Here is a 15,693-nt window from a genome sequence, read left to right as displayed (position 1 = left end):
CTCCTAGAAGATGATCAGGTCGAGGTCGGCACCGACATCGGTGGCGATGGACTGCACCGCGGTGGCGAGCTGGCCGAGGCGATTCCATGCCTTGGTGACGGTGTCTTCCTCGTCGCCGCCGTCGCCAATGGTCAGCTCCCACCGGGCCCCGTTGTCGCGGTCGTCGGTGAAAGTCATCTCGGTGACGAAATCCGTGAAAATCTGGCCGCCGAGCTCGAACCCGATCTGATCGCCGAGGGTGAAGTCCTTGCCCAACGTGTACGGGGCGCCGTCGCCGACAGAGACTTTGTTGCTTGTGTATCCACGGGTTTGGTGCAGGCCCGCGCGTCCGGCCATTACGCCGTCCAACGTGAATGCTTTCGTGCTGTTCGCTACGACGTGTTCCTTAAATGCGAACGGCCCTGCCTCCCTTGTCCTTTCGGAATTGCTGTAGGACATCCACGCCAGGAACACGTCATCGAGCTGGCCTTGATACAGCGAGTCGAGACCGGGAATTCCGATGAGCAAACCAACCCAGGACAGCAAATTTTTCATCGCAATTTCGATGCCAGCATTTACCCACCCCGGCGACTTACCGCCGACGATCACCGACGTAGCCAATGGCTTGTGCACGGCGATCTCGGATGCGCCGATACCGGAGTATTCGCCGTCGAGGTACCACACCCACGGCAAATTTTTGGTGGTACCGAACGGTCCCGAATTCGAATACACCGCTTCATATTCCGACTGTGCATTGAAATTCGGATACCGCACCGGTGTGGTGTCGTCGATGAAGTCTTCGAACCACGAGACCAAGCCGTCGATCAATGTGCCGGTCGGCCCAGTGACGCCGGACTTGTCCGTCGTCCACAGCACTACGGTGGGCTTGTCCAGGTGGAACCACTCCGGGGCGGGCTGCTCGTCCTCGCCGGGGATGTAGAACTTGGCTTCGAGCAGCACTCCGCTATCATCGAGCCAGCCCTCGAAGAACTTATCTGCCATGTCAAAGCGCGCTGTACCGGCAGCCCATTTCGATGTGTCGGTGAGGATCCATACCGGCACCATCGCGATCGGCCACAAAGAATCGCCGGCACGAACCCATTCCGGAGCGTCCGACCACTGCCCCGGATAGGCCGAAGACTGTTGCCGAATCAAATTGCAGCTCATATAGATGCCGATGAGAGTTTCGGTCGGCCCGAAAAGCACCATGTGCCGGGGCCATTGCGCCAGGATCGGCGCGAATGGCGAGGCCCACAGCGCGGTCGTGGCGATGTGCTGCCAGCAGTGAATGGCCTCGACGTCGATGTATTCCGTGCCATCGTCCTCGCGCACCAGGGCGACCCTGGTGATATACCCGTCCCACCGGAAAGCCTTGGTGTTCACGGTGATCGGAACGGTTCGATTCTCCGGGCCGACGCCGTCTTCATCCGCCCGGAACAGGTGGTCGAAGTACAGGGTGTCGCGCGCAACCTTCATTTTCAGGCCGCCCGCCTTGTTGCGGGAGTAGGCGAATTGCAATTCGAGGTAACGGTTTTCCTCGCCGACCTCCTGCAGGAATTTGTCCCAATACCGAACCATGACAGTCTGGTCGGCACGGTCGGCCTGGTCCTGGCGCTCGGCCAGGTCCATCCGCCGAACCTCGACGGCTTTGTCCCACGTCATCAGAACGGCCTCGACGAGCGCGGGGTGACAGACACGGTGATCTCCGAATCGGTTGTGCCGCCGTCGGATACCGCGACGGTGATCGGCAGCGACGACCACGGATCCACCGACCGGAACCAACGACGGCCTGCCAGCTGCCCCCAGACGTTGCGCCCGGACGGCTCCGCGCCGGAGTAGACGCGGGCCGTTCGGTGGCGGGGATGCGAGTCGATCCGGAGGGTCTCCCCCGCCTCGATCGTCGGCGTCTCCACGATGCGGGTCGGGTCATCGGTGAGCGGGTCGCCAATGCGCCACCGGCCAGGCCCGTTCATCGTGTAACGCGGCCATGCGGGCTGGTCGGCGGCGTTGCGCGCCATCAGCACACCCTCGCCGAATGCGTCGGAATTGACCCACGTTGTCGACTCATCGAGGTGATGCTCCAGCGGGTCCATCGCGGTCGCCGACATCTGGTATGTCATCGCCGCATTCACCGCGGGGTCGAAATCTTCGATCGGCTCCGGGGGCCCATCGAGCTGGAACAGTTGGAAGCGCCAGCCCTGGTGCCGGGTGAACCAGCCCAATTTGAACGGCTGGTCCGTGGACCAGCCACGGAACCAGGCGTCGTGGATCGCATGGAATCCGCGCACCGTGGGGCCCTGGAGGAAGACGTTGAAGTCCCACTCCTTCTTCGAGCGAACGGACCGCAGGAAGGTGGCACCGTCCTGGCGGGCACCCTCGGAGACGAGCAGCCCTGTCGGGGCAAACATGTGCCCGGACTGCGCGATGATGCGGGCGCCCTCACGACCGACGCCGGTACCGTGGAGGTGCCAGCACCGGCCGTGAATGTCCCAACCGACAATCTTCGTCGCCTCGCGCAACAGCAGCGGATTCATCGTCCGAACCCTCCCGACGATCGTGTGGCCATCGTTCGGCGCCGGACCATGCGCTCGACGGCGGCCGCGGCACTGTTCGGGTCCATGCCGTTGTTGGTGACATTCAGCGTGGTGCCACCGCCCATCGCGCCCATGCCGAGCACGCCTGCGCCGGTTTCCAGCATTTCCCTCCAGTTGTCCTGGAAGAATGACTGGAAGCCTTCGCTGGTCTCCGTCCACTGCGCTGAGGCCTGCGTTTGCAGGTTGGTCAGCGCCTGCTCAGGAGAGGTCGCCTGGTACCAAGGGGCGTCGCCGTTGAACAGCTCACCGGTCAGGGGCGTGCCCATCAGTGGATGATCGGCCTGGTCCGTTGTGGAGGGTGCGGTGCTCGGGGTCTCTGTGGTCGGCGTGGCCGTGGCGGGGTCGGGACTGTTTGCGGCAGCGTCGGTTCCAGCGTCGGCGGTGATGGCGCTGCTGCTGCCGCCTGGCATGTTCACGACGAACACTTCGGTCGCACCGGTGGTGTTGGCGCTGCCGCCGCCAGAGCCGAGCGACCCACCCGTGCTGGCGCCGGATCCGCCGCTTCCACCACCGGAACCGCCGGAGCTCGCCCCGCCGCCGGTGCCGCCACCTGAACCTGGTTCTCCGGCTGTGACGTTCGGACGGTTGGCCATCGCCCAATGCACATGGTCGGAATGGCCGGCCATGGTATCGGCCCCGTAGTAGCCGTATCCGTCGCCTACGTTTTGGCCGTTCTTGATGTTGGAGCCGAAGCCGTTGGAATGGATCAGCTCGAGGCTTCCTGGATAGTTCTTTGCGATCCACGCGGCAATGCCAGGCATGTCCGGGCCGACCACATCCAGCGCTTTGCCCTGCATGTGGTAGTCGTAGCCTGCGCCGACATCCACGGTGCGGGTCGCGGAGGTGATCGTGGCATCGGGGAAGGCCTGCTGCAGCGCCTCCCACATCCCGCTCTGAACATCGGTCAAAGACCCAGCGCCCCCGGTGATTCCACCGTTGGCCATGGACAACAGGCCGAATCGTTTACCGACTTCGCGCCAGATCGCCACCGAACGGGCACGCTTCGACTTCGCCAGCGGGATGAAGGCTTCCTCTTCGGTTTCGCCCTCGGCCCACTGAACCAGGCCGCTGCCGCGGCCCTTCTGGATCAGCGCATCGTCGGGCAGCTTGCCGTCGGCAAACGACAGGATGCCGCCGTCGGCTTGCTTGGTCGCCCACGGTGACGCCTTCGATACGGTCAGGTCGCCGTTGTTTACGCGAGCCGACAGAGAGACCTCGGCCTCGATGGCAATCTTCTTGCCCGTGTTCTGGGCGTAGAAGTTGTTGAGTACTCGCTGACCTTCATCAGTCAGCGCCACCATCTCAACTTCTTTGGTGCCCGGGATTTCCTTGATCGTGATGCCGAGCGCTTCGAGGCGTGCCTTGGCCTCGGGGCTGTTGTCGGACAGGTTGATCCCGTGCGCAGTGGGGATCGCGGTGACCGATTCGCCGAGTGCCCGCATCAACAGCTGTGCGTCCTGTGCGGCGGTCGCGTTCTCGTTGAAGGCATCGCGCATGCTGTTCAGCGCTGGCCGCGCCTTGTCGTTGATCGCGGTCGCCGCAGCGTCGGCCTTGTCGGCGGCGCCGTTGAGCTTGTCCTGGAAGTCCTGCATCGCGACACCGGCGTCTTCGATGCCCTTGTCGCCAGTGAGCTTGCCGAAGACCTCTGTGACCAGGCCGAGTGGTTGCAGCAACCCTTCGATCTGCTCGCCCAGTATCCGCGAGAAGGTCGCGAAGTTCGACAGCGACGTCGACGCCCACAGCAGCAGGATGTCGCCGAGGACGAACGCGGCGTCGCCGACGGCGATGAAGAAGCCGGTGATCTCCGGCTGATGCGTCTTGACCCAGTTGGCGACCTTCTCTAGCGACGGACCGAAGGCCTGCGCTAGCGAAGTCTGGACGCCAGCCATCGAGACTTCGATGGATCGGCGTGCGCCCTCGATCGTGGACGCGGTGTTGCCGCCCATCACGTTCGCCGCGGTCTCGGCCGCACCGGCGACCTGGCCCAGCGAATTGACGGCGGTGTCGAGGTTGAAGTTGTTCAGGGCGCCGCCGAGATCTTCGGCCTGCGTGCCGAACAGGGCGAGTGCGATCTGGTTCTTCTTGACCGGGTCTTCGATCTTGTTGATCTCGCCGAGCAGTTCACCGGTGGCTTCACGGGCGACTGACCCACCCTGGGCGAACCGGGCGCCGAGGTCCTCGGCGTTGAAGCCGAGCTCCTCAAATGCTTCGCTCGACGATTCGCTGCCATCCAGGACGCGGATGGAGAATTCCTTGAACGCATCGGCCGCGATATCGGCATCTCGCGCGCCGCCCTTGACGGCCTGGTTGATCAGCCCGACGGCCTCGGGCCCGTCCAGGCCAAGCTTGCGGAACTGGGTGCCGTACTCGTTGATCGTGTCGAGGAAGTCCTCGCTGATGTTGAGCCCGTTACGGTTTGCTGCCGCGAACAAGTCCATCGCCTCAGTGGCGTTATCTGCAAGACCGGTCTTGATGGCCTGACCGGCGGCCTTCGCGACGGCCGGGATCTCCTCGCCCATCAGCTCGCTGACACTGGAGAGCTGCTGAATGACCTGCTGGGTGTCCTTGGCATTCGCATTCGGGTCGAGCAAACCGGCCTGAATCGCCTTGCCTGCGGCATCCATGTTGGCCTGGACGGATTCACCGAAGGTGCCGGTGTAGGCGTTCGCGGCCGCGGTGCCGATCTTGGCCATGGTGCCCTCGTCGAGGCCGAGGCGAGCCTGGATCAGGTCGGTTTGGCGCTCGGTCTCCATGCCCGCCATCAGCGACTTGGCGAAGACCGCACCAGCGGCCAGGCCTGCGACGCCGAGCACCGCGGCGATCGGACCGGCCTTGCCGCCGAGCGAGCCGAGGGCGTCGGTGATCCCGCCGCCCATCGACCGCCCGCCCGCCTGGCCCGCCGACTGGCCGGCACCCTGCATTGCCTGCGCGAGCCGCGGCGCGATCTGCGACGTCTCAGGGACGATCGACAAATACGCGGTACCGATTTCGGTGCCGTCACCAGCCATTACGCTGCCTCCTCCCAGCCAAGGAACTTGGCCATGTCCTCAATGGGGATCGGCTGTGTGCCGTACTTCTCCACGCCGGAATTCACACCGGGCCGAGGGATCGGCTTCGGTGGTCGCCCGTGCCGGGCTGCGGTCGACTTCGCCCAGCGCAGCCAGCGCAGCGAATCGGCGATGTCGGCTAGCAGCAGCTCGGGTAGCTGCCACGCCCAGTCATCAGGGCGCAGCGCACGCGAGAGCGCCGAATCCGGCTTTCGGTGGGTAACGATGGCCCGCAGATCGCCCCAGGTGAGCTTGTTGGTGCCGAGTTGCCGCAGCCGCAGGCCGCGGTCGATGAGGTCGAATTCGATTGCCTCGCCGTGCTCTTGGACTAGAGCGTCGAGGCCTAGGATTCCCCCAGCGTGATACCCGAGTGCTCGGCCCAAGCGTCGAAGATTTCCTGGAGTTCGTCAGGGAAGGTTTCGTCGAGTGCGGCGATCATTTCCGGGGTCGCCATCTTCTCGATGACGTACCACATGGCGCCGCGGTCGTTGTAGCCCCGCATGGCGCGAACCATCCCCGTTTTCAGGTAGGCCAGCGACGGCAGGCGCAGCTCGATCGCGGTGTCGCCCTCGCCGAGGGTGCGGACGAAGTCCGCAGTGACTCGGGGCGGCTTCTTCTTGGTTCTGGGTGCAGTCGGCATGGCGCGCAAGCCCTTTCGTATGTTGATGCGCAGGCTTGGCCCGAGTGGCCCGGCGGCGGCCGGTGGGCCTGCGCGTTAGGTGACCGGCCGCCGCCGGGGATTGGGGGCTACGGGACGAAGACGCCGTCGTCGTAGTAGCGGAAGGACTTGGCGCCCGCCGCGTCCGGGAAGGCTTCGACGACGATCTGGAAGCCGATGAGTTCGCCTGCGTTGTAGGCGTTCTCTGAAACCTCGGAGATCTTGCCGTTCGGGACGACGATGCGGAGCTTCTTGCTCTCATGCTTCATGTCGAAGATCCACGAGCGCATCGGTAGGACCGCGCCTGTTTCGGTGACCTTGATCAGAGTGCCGGTGGATGCGGTGGGCGGAGTGACGACAACGTTGCCCACGCCGAACACTTCCTTGAGCACGTCGGCATCCCATGCGCCGTACAGGGTCAGGCCGAAGCGGACCGAGTGCTCGGTCTGCAGCTGGGCGATGATGTCAGCGTTCCAGTCCTTCACGCTGGTCACCGTGCGTTCACCCTGGGACTCCAGGCCGTCCTCGGACACGTAGCCGAGAGCTTTGAACGCCACGTTCGGAACTGCGGCCGCAGTCGCGGGCAGGGCGGTGCCGATCGGGGCGGCGAGGACGCCGCCGGTGGACAGCAGCGGGGTGCCCGCGCCGATGTACTGGGTAGACGGCAGTGCCATCACGGTCTCCTTAAGGGGTTTGCGCAGGCCCTTGGGAGATGGCGTTATGAAGTTGGATCAGAGAGGCATTCCATGCATGCGGATCTCGGCGGTGACCAGGTAGCGAGGCACGTCGGCCTCTAAGTCGGGTAGGAATGCCATGCCGAGATCGCGGACCCGGTCACACCAGGCGGTTGCAAGCAGGCCACCGGCCGCTGTGGTGAGGACTGCGCGCACCATGCGGGCCAGCGCGGCCGCCGCGGGTGCTGTGGCGGCGTAGCACTCCAGCACGATGCGCGGCTCGTCGGTGACAACGTTGACCTGGACGCCGCCGACGCGCACAACACGCACGCCTTCAACGGGACGCGGATTCGGCACCTTGGTCGCGACAACAGCTTCCGAGCCGAGGCCGGTAAGCTCGGGTGCCAGCCAGGCCACCAGTTCGGCCTCGATATCGGGGAATGCGACGGCTTCCATCAGCGGGCCGAGTCAATCGCACGCTGCAGGGTGTGGTTCGCGGCGTTGTCGCGGATTCCGGTGCCGTTGTAGGTCACGACCGAGGAACGCCAACGACCCTGGGGGCGCTTCGCGCCCTGGGTTGACCCCTTCTTGTACCCGGCGGCTTCACCACCGCACGCAGCAAGGACCTGGTCAGCGCGCTGGTCGATTTCAGCAACGACGCCTTCCATACGCCGGATCTCGTACATTGCAGCGAAGTTGATGTCCAGGCGGGTCACTCGACTAGCCATCAGTCCTCCTCAGGGTGAGCACGTATCCCCAGCCGCGGCCAAGAGGCCCTTTGAACGGGGATGCAGTGAAATCGCGGGGGTCGCCGACGACTTCGTACAGGCCGGCCACCGGCTGCTCGGCGATCCGGATCTTGTCGCGGGCTCGGGCGGGGAATCCCTTGGGCACCATCAGCTCGAGGTCGACCACGACCCGGTCATGCCCAGCCAGTGGGGGCTCGGCGGTAGAGGCACCAGACCAACCCGCGACCTTCCGTCCGATGCCTGGCGCGGTCAGCAATGGGGTGTAGGTGACGACGGGGTTGCCGTGTGCGTCCTTTGCGCCCGCGACGAAGGCGTAGTGCTGCACGGTGAACGGTGTCGGGATCATGCGATGCCCTCCAACCGATACCGGGCAAGCACTGCACGCTCCTCAAGGTTCAACGACAGGCCGCCTACCGATCCGTCGGGGTTCGTCGCCATCTGCACGTTGTAGACGCCCGCGCCTTGAGCGCGCACCGTGCTGGCCGGCGTCTCTATCCGCGCGGCAATGCCGAGTGCCACCGCTTTCACCTCGGGCGGAATCTCCGGGTAGCCGTGCGTCATGGTGACCACGACGCTGCGCGGCCGCCATCCCCAGCGGCCGCACCGGCGCGTCAAGTGCCCCAGTTCAGACCAGTCGTACTCCTCAGCGGGCACGAGCTCGCCGAGCTCGGTCACCGTGGTGACCGCGGACAGGTAGGTCGTCGGCAGCATCAGGATCGGGTGATGTGTCGGATCGACCGTGACCGTCGCGGTGATCGAATCCGCGATGTGCCAACCGCAGTGTTCGCGGATCAGTGACGTCGCGATTTCGAGGGCCTGGTCGACGTCGCCGTCTTTGTATTTCGTCAGGTCCGTGCTGGTGGCGAGCAGTGGCATCGTCACGGTGCCTCCTCACAAGATGAAGGTCATCGAGCATTTGCAACCGGCGGTTTCGTCGGCGCCGCCCTTTTTGTCGCCGGGCCAGCGCAGACCGTTGGGGAATTTCTCTTCCATCGGCACCAACAGGCCCCGCATTCGCGTGTGTGAGGACCGAGGGTTGGTGCTGTTGACGTTCCAGCGTTTCGAGATCGCCCCGTTGGACTCCGCCGCGTGGTGCCCGCCGAAGTTGCCCGTGGACGTGACCACCCCGGACGAGAAGCGGTCGAGGCGCGAGGAAAGTGCCAGATCGAACACAGCGCCGACCACCAGCGCCGCGACGACCTCACCGCCCTGCTCCTCGGCCGCAGCGAGCTCGGCTTCGAGATCCTCAGCCGTTTTCTGGTTCCATGCCTCAGCCGAAGTGGTTGCGTCGGCCAGCAGCCATGGGTCCATGTCATCGGGCTCGAAGTTGGCGCGCTTGTCGCCGAGATCCTTCGCGACCCGCCACCCGATCTCCCGGGCCGTGGTCTGATTCTCGGGGAACAGCGCGTCACGGAGCTTGCCGTCCCACGCGCTCGCGACCAACGTGCTGGCGCCGGTCTTCACGCGATGTAGGACTTCGGCGCGTTGCAGCTCCAGCACCGCACCGATCGCCGCCGCAGTATCGCGACGGCGGGTGGCACGCAGCGTTTCGTGCGTGGAATCCGCGCGCACAGGTCAGTCCTGCGCGATGATGCCTGCGGATCGCAGCGCAGCGAGGATTGCGTTGATCGCAGTCCTCGCAGGTGCATCGACCGTGGCGCCGCCGGTCGGGTCGGCAATCGCCGGTCCGTGAGTGGGGGCCGAGGTGTCCTCGTCCCAGAACTTCGGTTCAGGCATCGCCTACTCCTTACTTCCGGCGGCCGCGGTGTTCTCCGGTGCCGGAGTCGCGTTCGCGTTCTCCTTCGAGCCAGCGGCGGCCGTAGCCTTCGCCTTCTCGGCGGCTGCCTTCTTCTCGGCGGCCGTCTGCGGCTTTTCTTTCGGGATGATGCGTCCGTAGTGCTCGGCCAGCACCTCGGCGACCTGGTCGGCCTCGTCGGCGCGGTTCGCGCGGATCAGTCCGTCGTAGGCATCGAGGTAGGCGCGGTGGTAGTCGCCCTTGACGTCACGGATGTCGTTGCTCATCTGATTCCTTTCGGCCAGGCACCGTGGGGCGGCACGAAACCGCCCCACAGTGAGAGGTGGCTAGAACGTCGGAGCGACCAGGCCGACGCCACCGATTTCCACGACCGACTTCGGGTAGCGGCCCGCGGTGAACGCGAGGTAGCCGAAGACCTGCAGGCGGGTGGTCAGCGTGCCGCTGCCGACCTCGGGCAGGACCCGGGTGCGGATGCCCGACTCGTAGAGCAGGATGTCCGACGCCCGCATGATGAGCACGACATCTTCGTTGGTGCCCGCGCCGAGGTTGGTGGGGATCGACGGGTCGGTGACGACCGGCAGGCCGTGCATCGAGCCGACAACCTGCTCGGAACCGACGACGCCTAGGGTGGCCATCGCGTTCTGCGGGTTGCCTGCAGCGGGGAGCACCAGCGGGCGTCCGTTGGTGTCGACCGCCGCCAGCATGAACGCCCAGCGGCGCGGGTGCATCACGATGACCTCGGGTGCACGGAACCGCAGGGTGTGGACACGCTGGATGCCGTCGGCGACCTTCTTGTACAGGTCGACGGCGGAGGTGCCGGTCTGGGCGATGGTCTCAATGCCCGCGGTAGCGCGGATGCCGGTGACCTGGCCGGCGGAGCCGGAACCGGCGATCACCTGCCCGTTCAGCTTGTTCGCGTAGTCGCCGATGAGGTCGCGGAAGATGACCTCGTCGAAGTTGACCGGGGACTGGTCGAGCAGCTGCACGGCGACGTCCTGCTGACCGGCGATGGTGCGTACCGGCGCGTTCACGCTGGTGTCGGTCAGGTCGGTCTCCGACACCGCGCCGTTGTCCGCAGTTTGGATGCCGGTCGAGGTTCCGGTCAGCACCTTCGGGATATTGATGCTGTCGGTGCCGCCGGGCAGCGGCTGGTTGTTCACCAGGTTCGCGGTCGCGCGGCCCGCGCGGGCCAGCTCCACGAACTGGGTCATCAGCCAGGCCGGGGGCACGAAGTAGCCGCCGGTGCCGTCGGTGCGGTTCAGATCGCGGTATTCGGGGTTCGTCGCGACGTCCTGGGTGTGGCGGCGCAGGCGGTCGATGGATTCGCCGGAGGCGTCCATGTTCAGCGAGTGCCGGATCATGTCCTGCAGATAGGACCTGCCATTGCCCTTGACGTACACCGCAGCCTCGTTGACCGAGGTGACGCGGGCCTGTGCGCGGCGAACAGCAGCGGCACCGGCGGTGATCTGGCCGTCGCGCTCAATCTCCTCCGACAGCTCGGTGATGCGCTCGTCGAGCGACTTGAGCTCGGCGTCCTTGAGCTTGATGTCGGCGGTGAACTTGCGGAACTCGGCGTCCTCTTCGGTGGTGAGGTCTTGGCGGGCCTCCTCCTCCGCGACGTCCAGGATCGCCTTGCGCTTGGACAGCAAGGTCTCGCGGGCTTCTGCCTCGGCGGCCCGGCGGGCGATGAGGCGGGTGAGGCGTTCGTCCATGTCGGACATGGGGTTTCTCCTTGTGAGAAGCGGTGGTGGACACGGCCAGTGCCAGGCCTCATGGGTGGCGTGCCCAGTGCCAGGGCGCGCCGAAGGCCCGGTCGTCCAGTGCCAGGACGCCGGGTAGCTAGGGGGTGGATCAGTCGGGCAGCTCGGTGCCGTTGCCGAGGGCGCGCAGCGCGGCCAGGCGGCCGACGCTCCCGCTGGGCCGGTCCTCGACAGTGCGGAGAAGCCCGCCGAGCAGCTGGTGGGCGCGGGCGAGTTCGTCACGGCCGATGCTGCGGGCCTCGGCCATCGCGTCGTCAGCGGACAGGCCACGCAGGCCGTCGACGAAGCTGCGCAGCTGCGCGCTGGTCGCGGGGTTGGCGCCGAAGTTGACCACCGACACGTCGCCCTTGTGCAGGCTGACTTCGGTGATCGTGCGCTCGGTCTCGTCCTCGTTCCAGGACTGCGCCTTCACGCGGAACGCGAACGACATTTCGTCCATGTCGCCGCGGGCCATCTTCGCCTCGAGGCGCTGCACGTCCGGATCGGTGCGGTCCAGGTCGGCGCCGACCAGCAGGCCCTTCTTGTCGGTCGACAGCTGGAGGGTGCCGGACTTGGTGCGCGCCAACGGCATCCCCTCGTGATTGATCAGAAGATGCAGGTCGGGCTTCTCCGACAGGGTCACGTCGAAAGCCTGGCGGGCAATCGTCTCCGACCAGCCCATCGGCGCACCGCCGTAGACGTCGTACGGGGCGTCGAATACCGATGCGTACCCGGACAGCCGTAACGAGTCGCCGGTCTTCCGGATCTCGAAGTCGCCAGCGGGCAGCGACCGGTGTTCGGGGACGTCGATCAGCTTGGCCCTACGGCTGGATATCGTCATCGCTGGGCTCCTCCTCTGGCTCGTCCGGCTTGGCCGGATCGGGGGTCGGGTCCTGTGTGCCGGGGTCCTCGCTACCGAGCGGGGCCATGTTGAGCGGCTGGATGTAGGTGTCACCCTCGGGTCCGATGGGCGGCAGGTCTTCCAGTGCGCGGATCTCGTTGACCGACAACCAGCCACCGAGACGGCCGGTGTTGTAGGCCTCGTAGCGAGCCGGAGTGTCACCGCGCAGCAATGCGCTGACGTTGAACTTCACGAACTGGCCGCGAGGAAGCAGGGCCGACATCGCGGACTCGATGCATGTCAGCCACGGCCGCAGCGTGTAGGTGACGAACCCGATGGACTGCTGCTCGATGCCACTACCCCACGAAGTGGACTTCTCGGTGTCGCCGATCATGTGCGGCGGGACACCGAATAGCATTGCGATTTCGCCCCGCTGGAATGCACGCGTTTCGAGGAACTGGGATTCCTCGGGTGTGACCTCAATGGCTTTCCATTTCACACCGCCGGATAAGACGGCGGGATGCCGCTTTCCGCCGTGCGATGAGATCCACGACTTCTGCAGCCGCTTGGCCTGGGTCTCGTCGAGGTTCTGGTCGGTCTCCAGCACCGAGGACGGTGTGGCGCTCTGTCCGAACCATCGGGCGCCGAACTTCTCGGCGGCCAGACCCAGGCCGATGCCTACCTGTGCCTGCTGGATCGGGGACAGACCGACGACCGATCCGGGCAGGCTGAACCTGCGGATGTGCACGATGTCCGCGCGCGGCACGTGCGTGCCGTCGATGGCGTAGGTGGGCCGCCCGGTCGACTCGTCGTAGCCGACGCGCACACAGTCGGGGTGGACAGGTTCCATCTCAATGGGATATTCAAAGGCATCCCTTTTATTGATTAGATGAAAACTATTCCCGCGCAAAGCTAAAGAAGAAACTGTTTGAAATATATATTCAAAGTTCTCCAATTGCGCGGATGGCTTCTTTATCAAAGAAGGCGGCGGGGAAATCTCTTCCCGTACCGTTCCCTTCTTCCGATAGGCATCGAACGGCAGCGACGCAACCGAATCTGCGAGCAGTCGAACGCAGGCGTAGACCGCGGCCAGACGCAGCGCGGTCTGGTCGTTGACGTGCTCCCCCGCTTCCGTCCAGTAGCCCTCGCTGTTCTTCGGGATGGCGTCCGAGCGGGTGAACGCACGCGCCTCGTCGGGCACGTCGAACAGTCGAGACAGGATGCTCATCGCGCACCACCGCGCGAACTACGCTGCGGCGGATCCAATGCCACGCCCACAGCAACGAGGGCCAGGCCCGCGAAGATCACTCCCAGCCATCCGGCCAGCATCCCCAGGCCCGCGGCGATCACCGCCAGGCCGAGGATCTCGGCCACGGCCGAAACGTACTTCACCACCACTGCTCCTCGTCGTCGTTGACCATGTCGGTGCCGTCGCCGGGCTCATCCCAGACGTGCACCTGCGGCGTCGGATCTTCCGGAAGAGACTTCGGCTGCGCGAGCCACGCCGCGCCGGACCACGCGACCAGGCCTGAAATCTCGGTGAGCGACTTCTTGCGGTCCCACACCCATGCACCGTCGGACAGGCGCCGCATCAGCGCTGTGGCGGCCGCGAGGTCGAGCAGCGGCTGGGCAGTACGGCGAATCATGTTGTCGCGCACCAGGTCGTAGATCAGAGCGGTCGATGCGGACATCTCACGCCCGCCCGCCTCGAAGAGCGGAAGGCCAGCGACTTGCATGGGCTCCAGTAGCGACGACACCGGGGCGCCGCTGGCCTGCAGGCCGATCGCGACGATCCCGTGCTCGGCGACGCGCGGCACCAGCCAGTCGACGACCCAGTCCGTTCCCGAGCGGGACGCGACGACTTCGGCGTGGACCAGGCCGTCCTCACGGCGACCGGCGACCGCGATGCTCGCGCGCTGCCGATTCCAGGCCACATCGACCCACGCGTAGATCGGCGAGCCCTTCACGATGCGAGATCCGTTGTCGAGCGTGGCCTCGTAAGCGCCGGGCGGGAATGGGCCTTCCAGGCTGCCGTCCGTCCACTGGCACATGCACTCAGTCCGGAACACCCACTCGGGGTCGGTCTTCGCGGCGCTAGCCAGCGTGCGCTCGGTGATCGTGTGACCTAGTGACGGATTCGCCTGCGCCCAAGCGCCGCGGTCCCAGATCCCGGCACCGGGCGGGGCCGACCACTCGAACAGGCCGAGACTGTCGTCCTCCTGGTCCTCGGCGTCCTCGATCTCGACCGGGATCTCGGCCAGTTGGGACTCGGGGTCCTCGGCGGCGATAATTCCGTCCGGATCACCGAGCGTCAGGTGCGCCATCCGGCGCAAGTGCCGCAGCACCACGCTGGTCGCGTCGCCTGCATTCGACAACGCGACGATCAACGCGAAGGCGCGGGCGATCGTGGTCTTCGTGATCGCACCCCATGCGTCCCAGGTCTGGTGCTCGCGGAGCTCATCGAGCAGCACCAGGTCACCGGACAGACCGCGACCAGCACGCCGGTTGGCTGCCTTGACCTTGTACTTCTCGCCGGTGGTCAGCTCGACGAACTTCTTGCCGTTCGTCTGGCTGGTTTTCTCCTTGAGCTCGAGCAGCTCTGGAGTCTCGTCGATGACGTCGACCGCGGCCTGCCAGATCTCCTCGGCGACGTCGAGATCCTGAGCCGTTCCGATCACCAGATCGCGCGCCAGCACGTACATGAAGAACAGCGACAGCACAATCGACAGCGTCGACTTGCCGTTCTGGCGGGCCACCAGGATGACCACGGTGCGGAATCGAAGCTGTCCGTCGGGCAGCAGCTCCAGCATGTGAATCAGTAGCCACTTCTGCCACGGGAACAGCACCCAGCCGAGCGTCTCCTCGGCGAACTGGATACACGCAAACCCTAGCGAGGTTTTTGGCGTCAGCGGCCGCAGCGGTGGGGTGAACAGCCGCGGCTCCTCGCGGCCGAGTCTAGGTCTTGCCGCCGTGGACCGCGCGGAGCTGGCCGAGCTTGCTCGGGGCACTGGGCGGCTCCTTCGGCGCCATCTGTCGGCGCCCGGCAGGGGTGAGGCCGAGCGACTCGCAGTAGCGCAGGTAGGTCGGCATGCTGACGTTGTCGAACTTGCCGCTCTCCGTGACGAACCCCGTTTCCAGCAGCCCGTCCAGCGTCTTCGCCAGGCTTCGCAGGACGGCCACCGCTCCCATGTCCATGGCGGTCAGGTGAGTGGCCGCCTCGATCGCGTCATTGGTCTCGGACTCGATGCTCGTGGGCTGGGCCTCACGCGCGCGACCCCCCCTTGCCGACCGGGGAGGGAGATCACCTGACAGAGCCGGAGGTGGGCTGGTGGCTGGACCAGACTTTCGGGCCGCCCCTCCCCTTGCGGTCACCATTCCTGGCTCCTGACGCCAAGCCCTGGGGCTTCCGTCTCGTCCTTGTTCCCCCGTGCCTTGTTGCAACTTGCGTGCGCTGGTGCACAGTTGGAGGGGTCTAGAGCGAGGTGCGGGTGAGTCGACCGCGGCTTGAGGTGTTCGACGGTAAATGCCTCTGCATGTGAGGCAGGCAGGTCGTAGTCGATCTTCTGACGGCAGATCGCGCAGGGTTGGACGCGCCGAGCTTTGAGGCTGTCAGCGATGCGGTGTGCAGCAGGGCTGGCCTTGCTGGGCATGAGGTC

At 65.6% G+C, this 15,693-nt stretch carries 20 protein-coding genes; all 20 read right to left on the bottom strand.

Translation table 11 applies throughout. The features are described from left to right. Nucleotides 1-3: 3 nt before the first annotated feature. Nucleotides 4-1,608, bottom strand: coding sequence for a Gp37-like protein (locus ACTWPB_RS07650; protein ID WP_446224982.1), 1,605 nt, complete (start codon nt 1,606-1,608; stop codon nt 4-6). Between the two features lie 32 nt (nt 1,609-1,640). Next, a complete protein-coding gene (locus ACTWPB_RS07645; RefSeq protein ID WP_446224981.1) occupies nt 1,641-2,513 on the bottom strand; it encodes a phage tail protein in 873 nt (290 codons plus the stop codon). After that, nucleotides 2,510-5,266, bottom strand: coding sequence for a phage tail tape measure protein (locus ACTWPB_RS07640; RefSeq protein ID WP_446224980.1), 2,757 nt, complete (start codon nt 5,264-5,266; stop codon nt 2,510-2,512). Before ACTWPB_RS07640 ends, ACTWPB_RS07645 begins: the two co-directional genes overlap by 4 nt. A 314-nt stretch (nt 5,267-5,580) precedes the next feature. Then, nucleotides 5,581-6,003: a DUF5361 domain-containing protein gene (locus tag ACTWPB_RS07635; RefSeq protein WP_446224979.1), complete on the bottom strand. Its 423-nt coding sequence runs from the start codon at nt 6,001-6,003 to the stop codon at nt 5,581-5,583. Further along, nucleotides 5,964-6,260, bottom strand: coding sequence for a hypothetical protein (locus tag ACTWPB_RS07630; RefSeq protein WP_446224978.1), 297 nt, complete (start codon nt 6,258-6,260; stop codon nt 5,964-5,966). The genes ACTWPB_RS07635 and ACTWPB_RS07630 overlap by 40 nt, the downstream gene beginning before the upstream one ends. Before the next feature lie 107 nt (nt 6,261-6,367). Further along, nucleotides 6,368-6,952: a phage tail tube protein gene (locus tag ACTWPB_RS07625; protein WP_446224977.1), complete on the bottom strand. Its 585-nt coding sequence runs from the start codon at nt 6,950-6,952 to the stop codon at nt 6,368-6,370. 57 nt (nt 6,953-7,009) lie between these two features. After that, on the bottom strand, nt 7,010-7,408 hold the full coding sequence (locus tag ACTWPB_RS07620; protein ID WP_446224976.1) for a hypothetical protein: 399 nt from the start codon (nt 7,406-7,408) through the stop codon (nt 7,010-7,012). Further along, nucleotides 7,408-7,680 (bottom strand): hypothetical protein, encoded by a 273-nt coding sequence (locus tag ACTWPB_RS07615; RefSeq protein ID WP_446224975.1) that lies wholly within the window; start codon nt 7,678-7,680, stop codon nt 7,408-7,410. Before ACTWPB_RS07615 ends, ACTWPB_RS07620 begins: the two co-directional genes overlap by 1 nt. Further along, a complete protein-coding gene (locus tag ACTWPB_RS07610) occupies nt 7,673-8,047 on the bottom strand; it encodes a hypothetical protein (protein WP_446224974.1) in 375 nt (124 codons plus the stop codon). The genes ACTWPB_RS07615 and ACTWPB_RS07610 overlap by 8 nt, the downstream gene beginning before the upstream one ends. Further along, nucleotides 8,044-8,583, bottom strand: coding sequence for a hypothetical protein (locus ACTWPB_RS07605; protein WP_446224973.1), 540 nt, complete (start codon nt 8,581-8,583; stop codon nt 8,044-8,046). Before ACTWPB_RS07605 ends, ACTWPB_RS07610 begins: the two co-directional genes overlap by 4 nt. Before the next feature lie 9 nt (nt 8,584-8,592). Continuing rightward, entirely contained in the window at nt 8,593-9,273 is a 681-nt protein-coding gene (locus ACTWPB_RS07600; RefSeq protein WP_446224972.1) for a hypothetical protein, read from the bottom strand. Nucleotides 9,274-9,276: 3 nt separating this feature from the next. Beyond that, entirely contained in the window at nt 9,277-9,438 is a 162-nt protein-coding gene (locus ACTWPB_RS07595) for a hypothetical protein (protein ID WP_446224971.1), read from the bottom strand. 3 nt (nt 9,439-9,441) lie between these two features. Then, the gene (locus ACTWPB_RS07590) at nt 9,442-9,723 is read right to left on the bottom strand and encodes a hypothetical protein (RefSeq protein WP_446224970.1); all 282 of its coding nucleotides are present in this window, start codon (nt 9,721-9,723) and stop codon (nt 9,442-9,444) included. Between the two features lie 60 nt (nt 9,724-9,783). Then, nucleotides 9,784-11,178, bottom strand: coding sequence for a phage major capsid protein (locus ACTWPB_RS07585; RefSeq protein WP_446224969.1), 1,395 nt, complete (start codon nt 11,176-11,178; stop codon nt 9,784-9,786). A 130-nt stretch (nt 11,179-11,308) separates the two neighbouring features. Continuing rightward, nucleotides 11,309-12,037, bottom strand: coding sequence for an HK97 family phage prohead protease (locus ACTWPB_RS07580; protein WP_446224968.1), 729 nt, complete (start codon nt 12,035-12,037; stop codon nt 11,309-11,311). Next, entirely contained in the window at nt 12,018-13,265 is a 1,248-nt protein-coding gene (locus tag ACTWPB_RS07575; protein ID WP_446224967.1) for a phage portal protein, read from the bottom strand. Before ACTWPB_RS07575 ends, ACTWPB_RS07580 begins: the two co-directional genes overlap by 20 nt. Next, complete coding sequence (locus ACTWPB_RS07570; protein WP_446224966.1) at nt 13,262-13,429, bottom strand: hypothetical protein; 168 nt, start codon at nt 13,427-13,429, stop codon at nt 13,262-13,264. The genes ACTWPB_RS07575 and ACTWPB_RS07570 overlap by 4 nt, the downstream gene beginning before the upstream one ends. After that, on the bottom strand, nt 13,426-14,883 hold the full coding sequence (locus ACTWPB_RS07565; RefSeq protein WP_446224965.1) for a terminase large subunit domain-containing protein: 1,458 nt from the start codon (nt 14,881-14,883) through the stop codon (nt 13,426-13,428). The genes ACTWPB_RS07570 and ACTWPB_RS07565 overlap by 4 nt, the downstream gene beginning before the upstream one ends. A gap of 109 nt (nt 14,884-14,992) precedes the next feature. After that, nucleotides 14,993-15,412 carry a terminase small subunit gene (locus ACTWPB_RS07560; protein WP_446224964.1) on the bottom strand — a complete coding sequence of 140 codons (420 nt, stop codon included), beginning with the start codon at nt 15,410-15,412 and terminating at the stop codon, nt 14,993-14,995. After that, on the bottom strand, nt 15,406-15,687 hold the full coding sequence (locus ACTWPB_RS07555) for an HNH endonuclease (RefSeq protein ID WP_378913121.1): 282 nt from the start codon (nt 15,685-15,687) through the stop codon (nt 15,406-15,408). Before ACTWPB_RS07555 ends, ACTWPB_RS07560 begins: the two co-directional genes overlap by 7 nt. Between the last annotated feature and the right edge of the window lie 6 nt (nt 15,688-15,693).

It is taken from the genome of Nocardia sp. IBHARD005 (assembly GCF_052814245.1).
The sequence above is the reverse complement of the archived record's forward strand: the minus strand, read 5'-3'. Positions and strand labels throughout refer to the sequence as shown.

What these genes read in the sequence shown, in the direction of transcription:
- ACTWPB_RS07575 (WP_446224967.1), bottom strand. Translation starts at nt 13,265, where the DNA reads ATGAGCATCCTGTCTCGACTGTTCGACGTGCCCGACGAGGCGCGTGCG.
- ACTWPB_RS07625 (WP_446224977.1), bottom strand. Translation starts at nt 6,952, where the DNA reads ATGGCACTGCCGTCTACCCAGTACATCGGCGCGGGCACCCCGCTGCTG.
- ACTWPB_RS07560 (WP_446224964.1), bottom strand. Translation starts at nt 15,412, where the DNA reads ATGGTGACCGCAAGGGGAGGGGCGGCCCGAAAGTCTGGTCCAGCCACC.
- ACTWPB_RS07555 (WP_378913121.1), bottom strand. Translation starts at nt 15,687, where the DNA reads ATGCCCAGCAAGGCCAGCCCTGCTGCACACCGCATCGCTGACAGCCTC.
- ACTWPB_RS07610 (WP_446224974.1), bottom strand. Translation starts at nt 8,047, where the DNA reads ATGATCCCGACACCGTTCACCGTGCAGCACTACGCCTTCGTCGCGGGC.
- ACTWPB_RS07650 (WP_446224982.1), bottom strand. Translation starts at nt 1,608, where the DNA reads ATGGACCTGGCCGAGCGCCAGGACCAGGCCGACCGTGCCGACCAGACT.
- ACTWPB_RS07630 (WP_446224978.1), bottom strand. Translation starts at nt 6,260, where the DNA reads ATGCCGACTGCACCCAGAACCAAGAAGAAGCCGCCCCGAGTCACTGCG.
- ACTWPB_RS07590 (WP_446224970.1), bottom strand. Translation starts at nt 9,723, where the DNA reads ATGAGCAACGACATCCGTGACGTCAAGGGCGACTACCACCGCGCCTAC.
- ACTWPB_RS07620 (WP_446224976.1), bottom strand. Translation starts at nt 7,408, where the DNA reads ATGGAAGCCGTCGCATTCCCCGATATCGAGGCCGAACTGGTGGCCTGG.
- ACTWPB_RS07595 (WP_446224971.1), bottom strand. Translation starts at nt 9,438, where the DNA reads ATGCCTGAACCGAAGTTCTGGGACGAGGACACCTCGGCCCCCACTCAC.
- ACTWPB_RS07615 (WP_446224975.1), bottom strand. Translation starts at nt 7,680, where the DNA reads ATGGCTAGTCGAGTGACCCGCCTGGACATCAACTTCGCTGCAATGTAC.
- ACTWPB_RS07645 (WP_446224981.1), bottom strand. Translation starts at nt 2,513, where the DNA reads ATGAATCCGCTGCTGTTGCGCGAGGCGACGAAGATTGTCGGTTGGGAC.
- ACTWPB_RS07640 (WP_446224980.1), bottom strand. Translation starts at nt 5,266, where the DNA reads ATGGCCAAGATCGGCACCGCGGCCGCGAACGCCTACACCGGCACCTTC.
- ACTWPB_RS07585 (WP_446224969.1), bottom strand. Translation starts at nt 11,178, where the DNA reads ATGTCCGACATGGACGAACGCCTCACCCGCCTCATCGCCCGCCGGGCC.
- ACTWPB_RS07580 (WP_446224968.1), bottom strand. Translation starts at nt 12,037, where the DNA reads ATGACGATATCCAGCCGTAGGGCCAAGCTGATCGACGTCCCCGAACAC.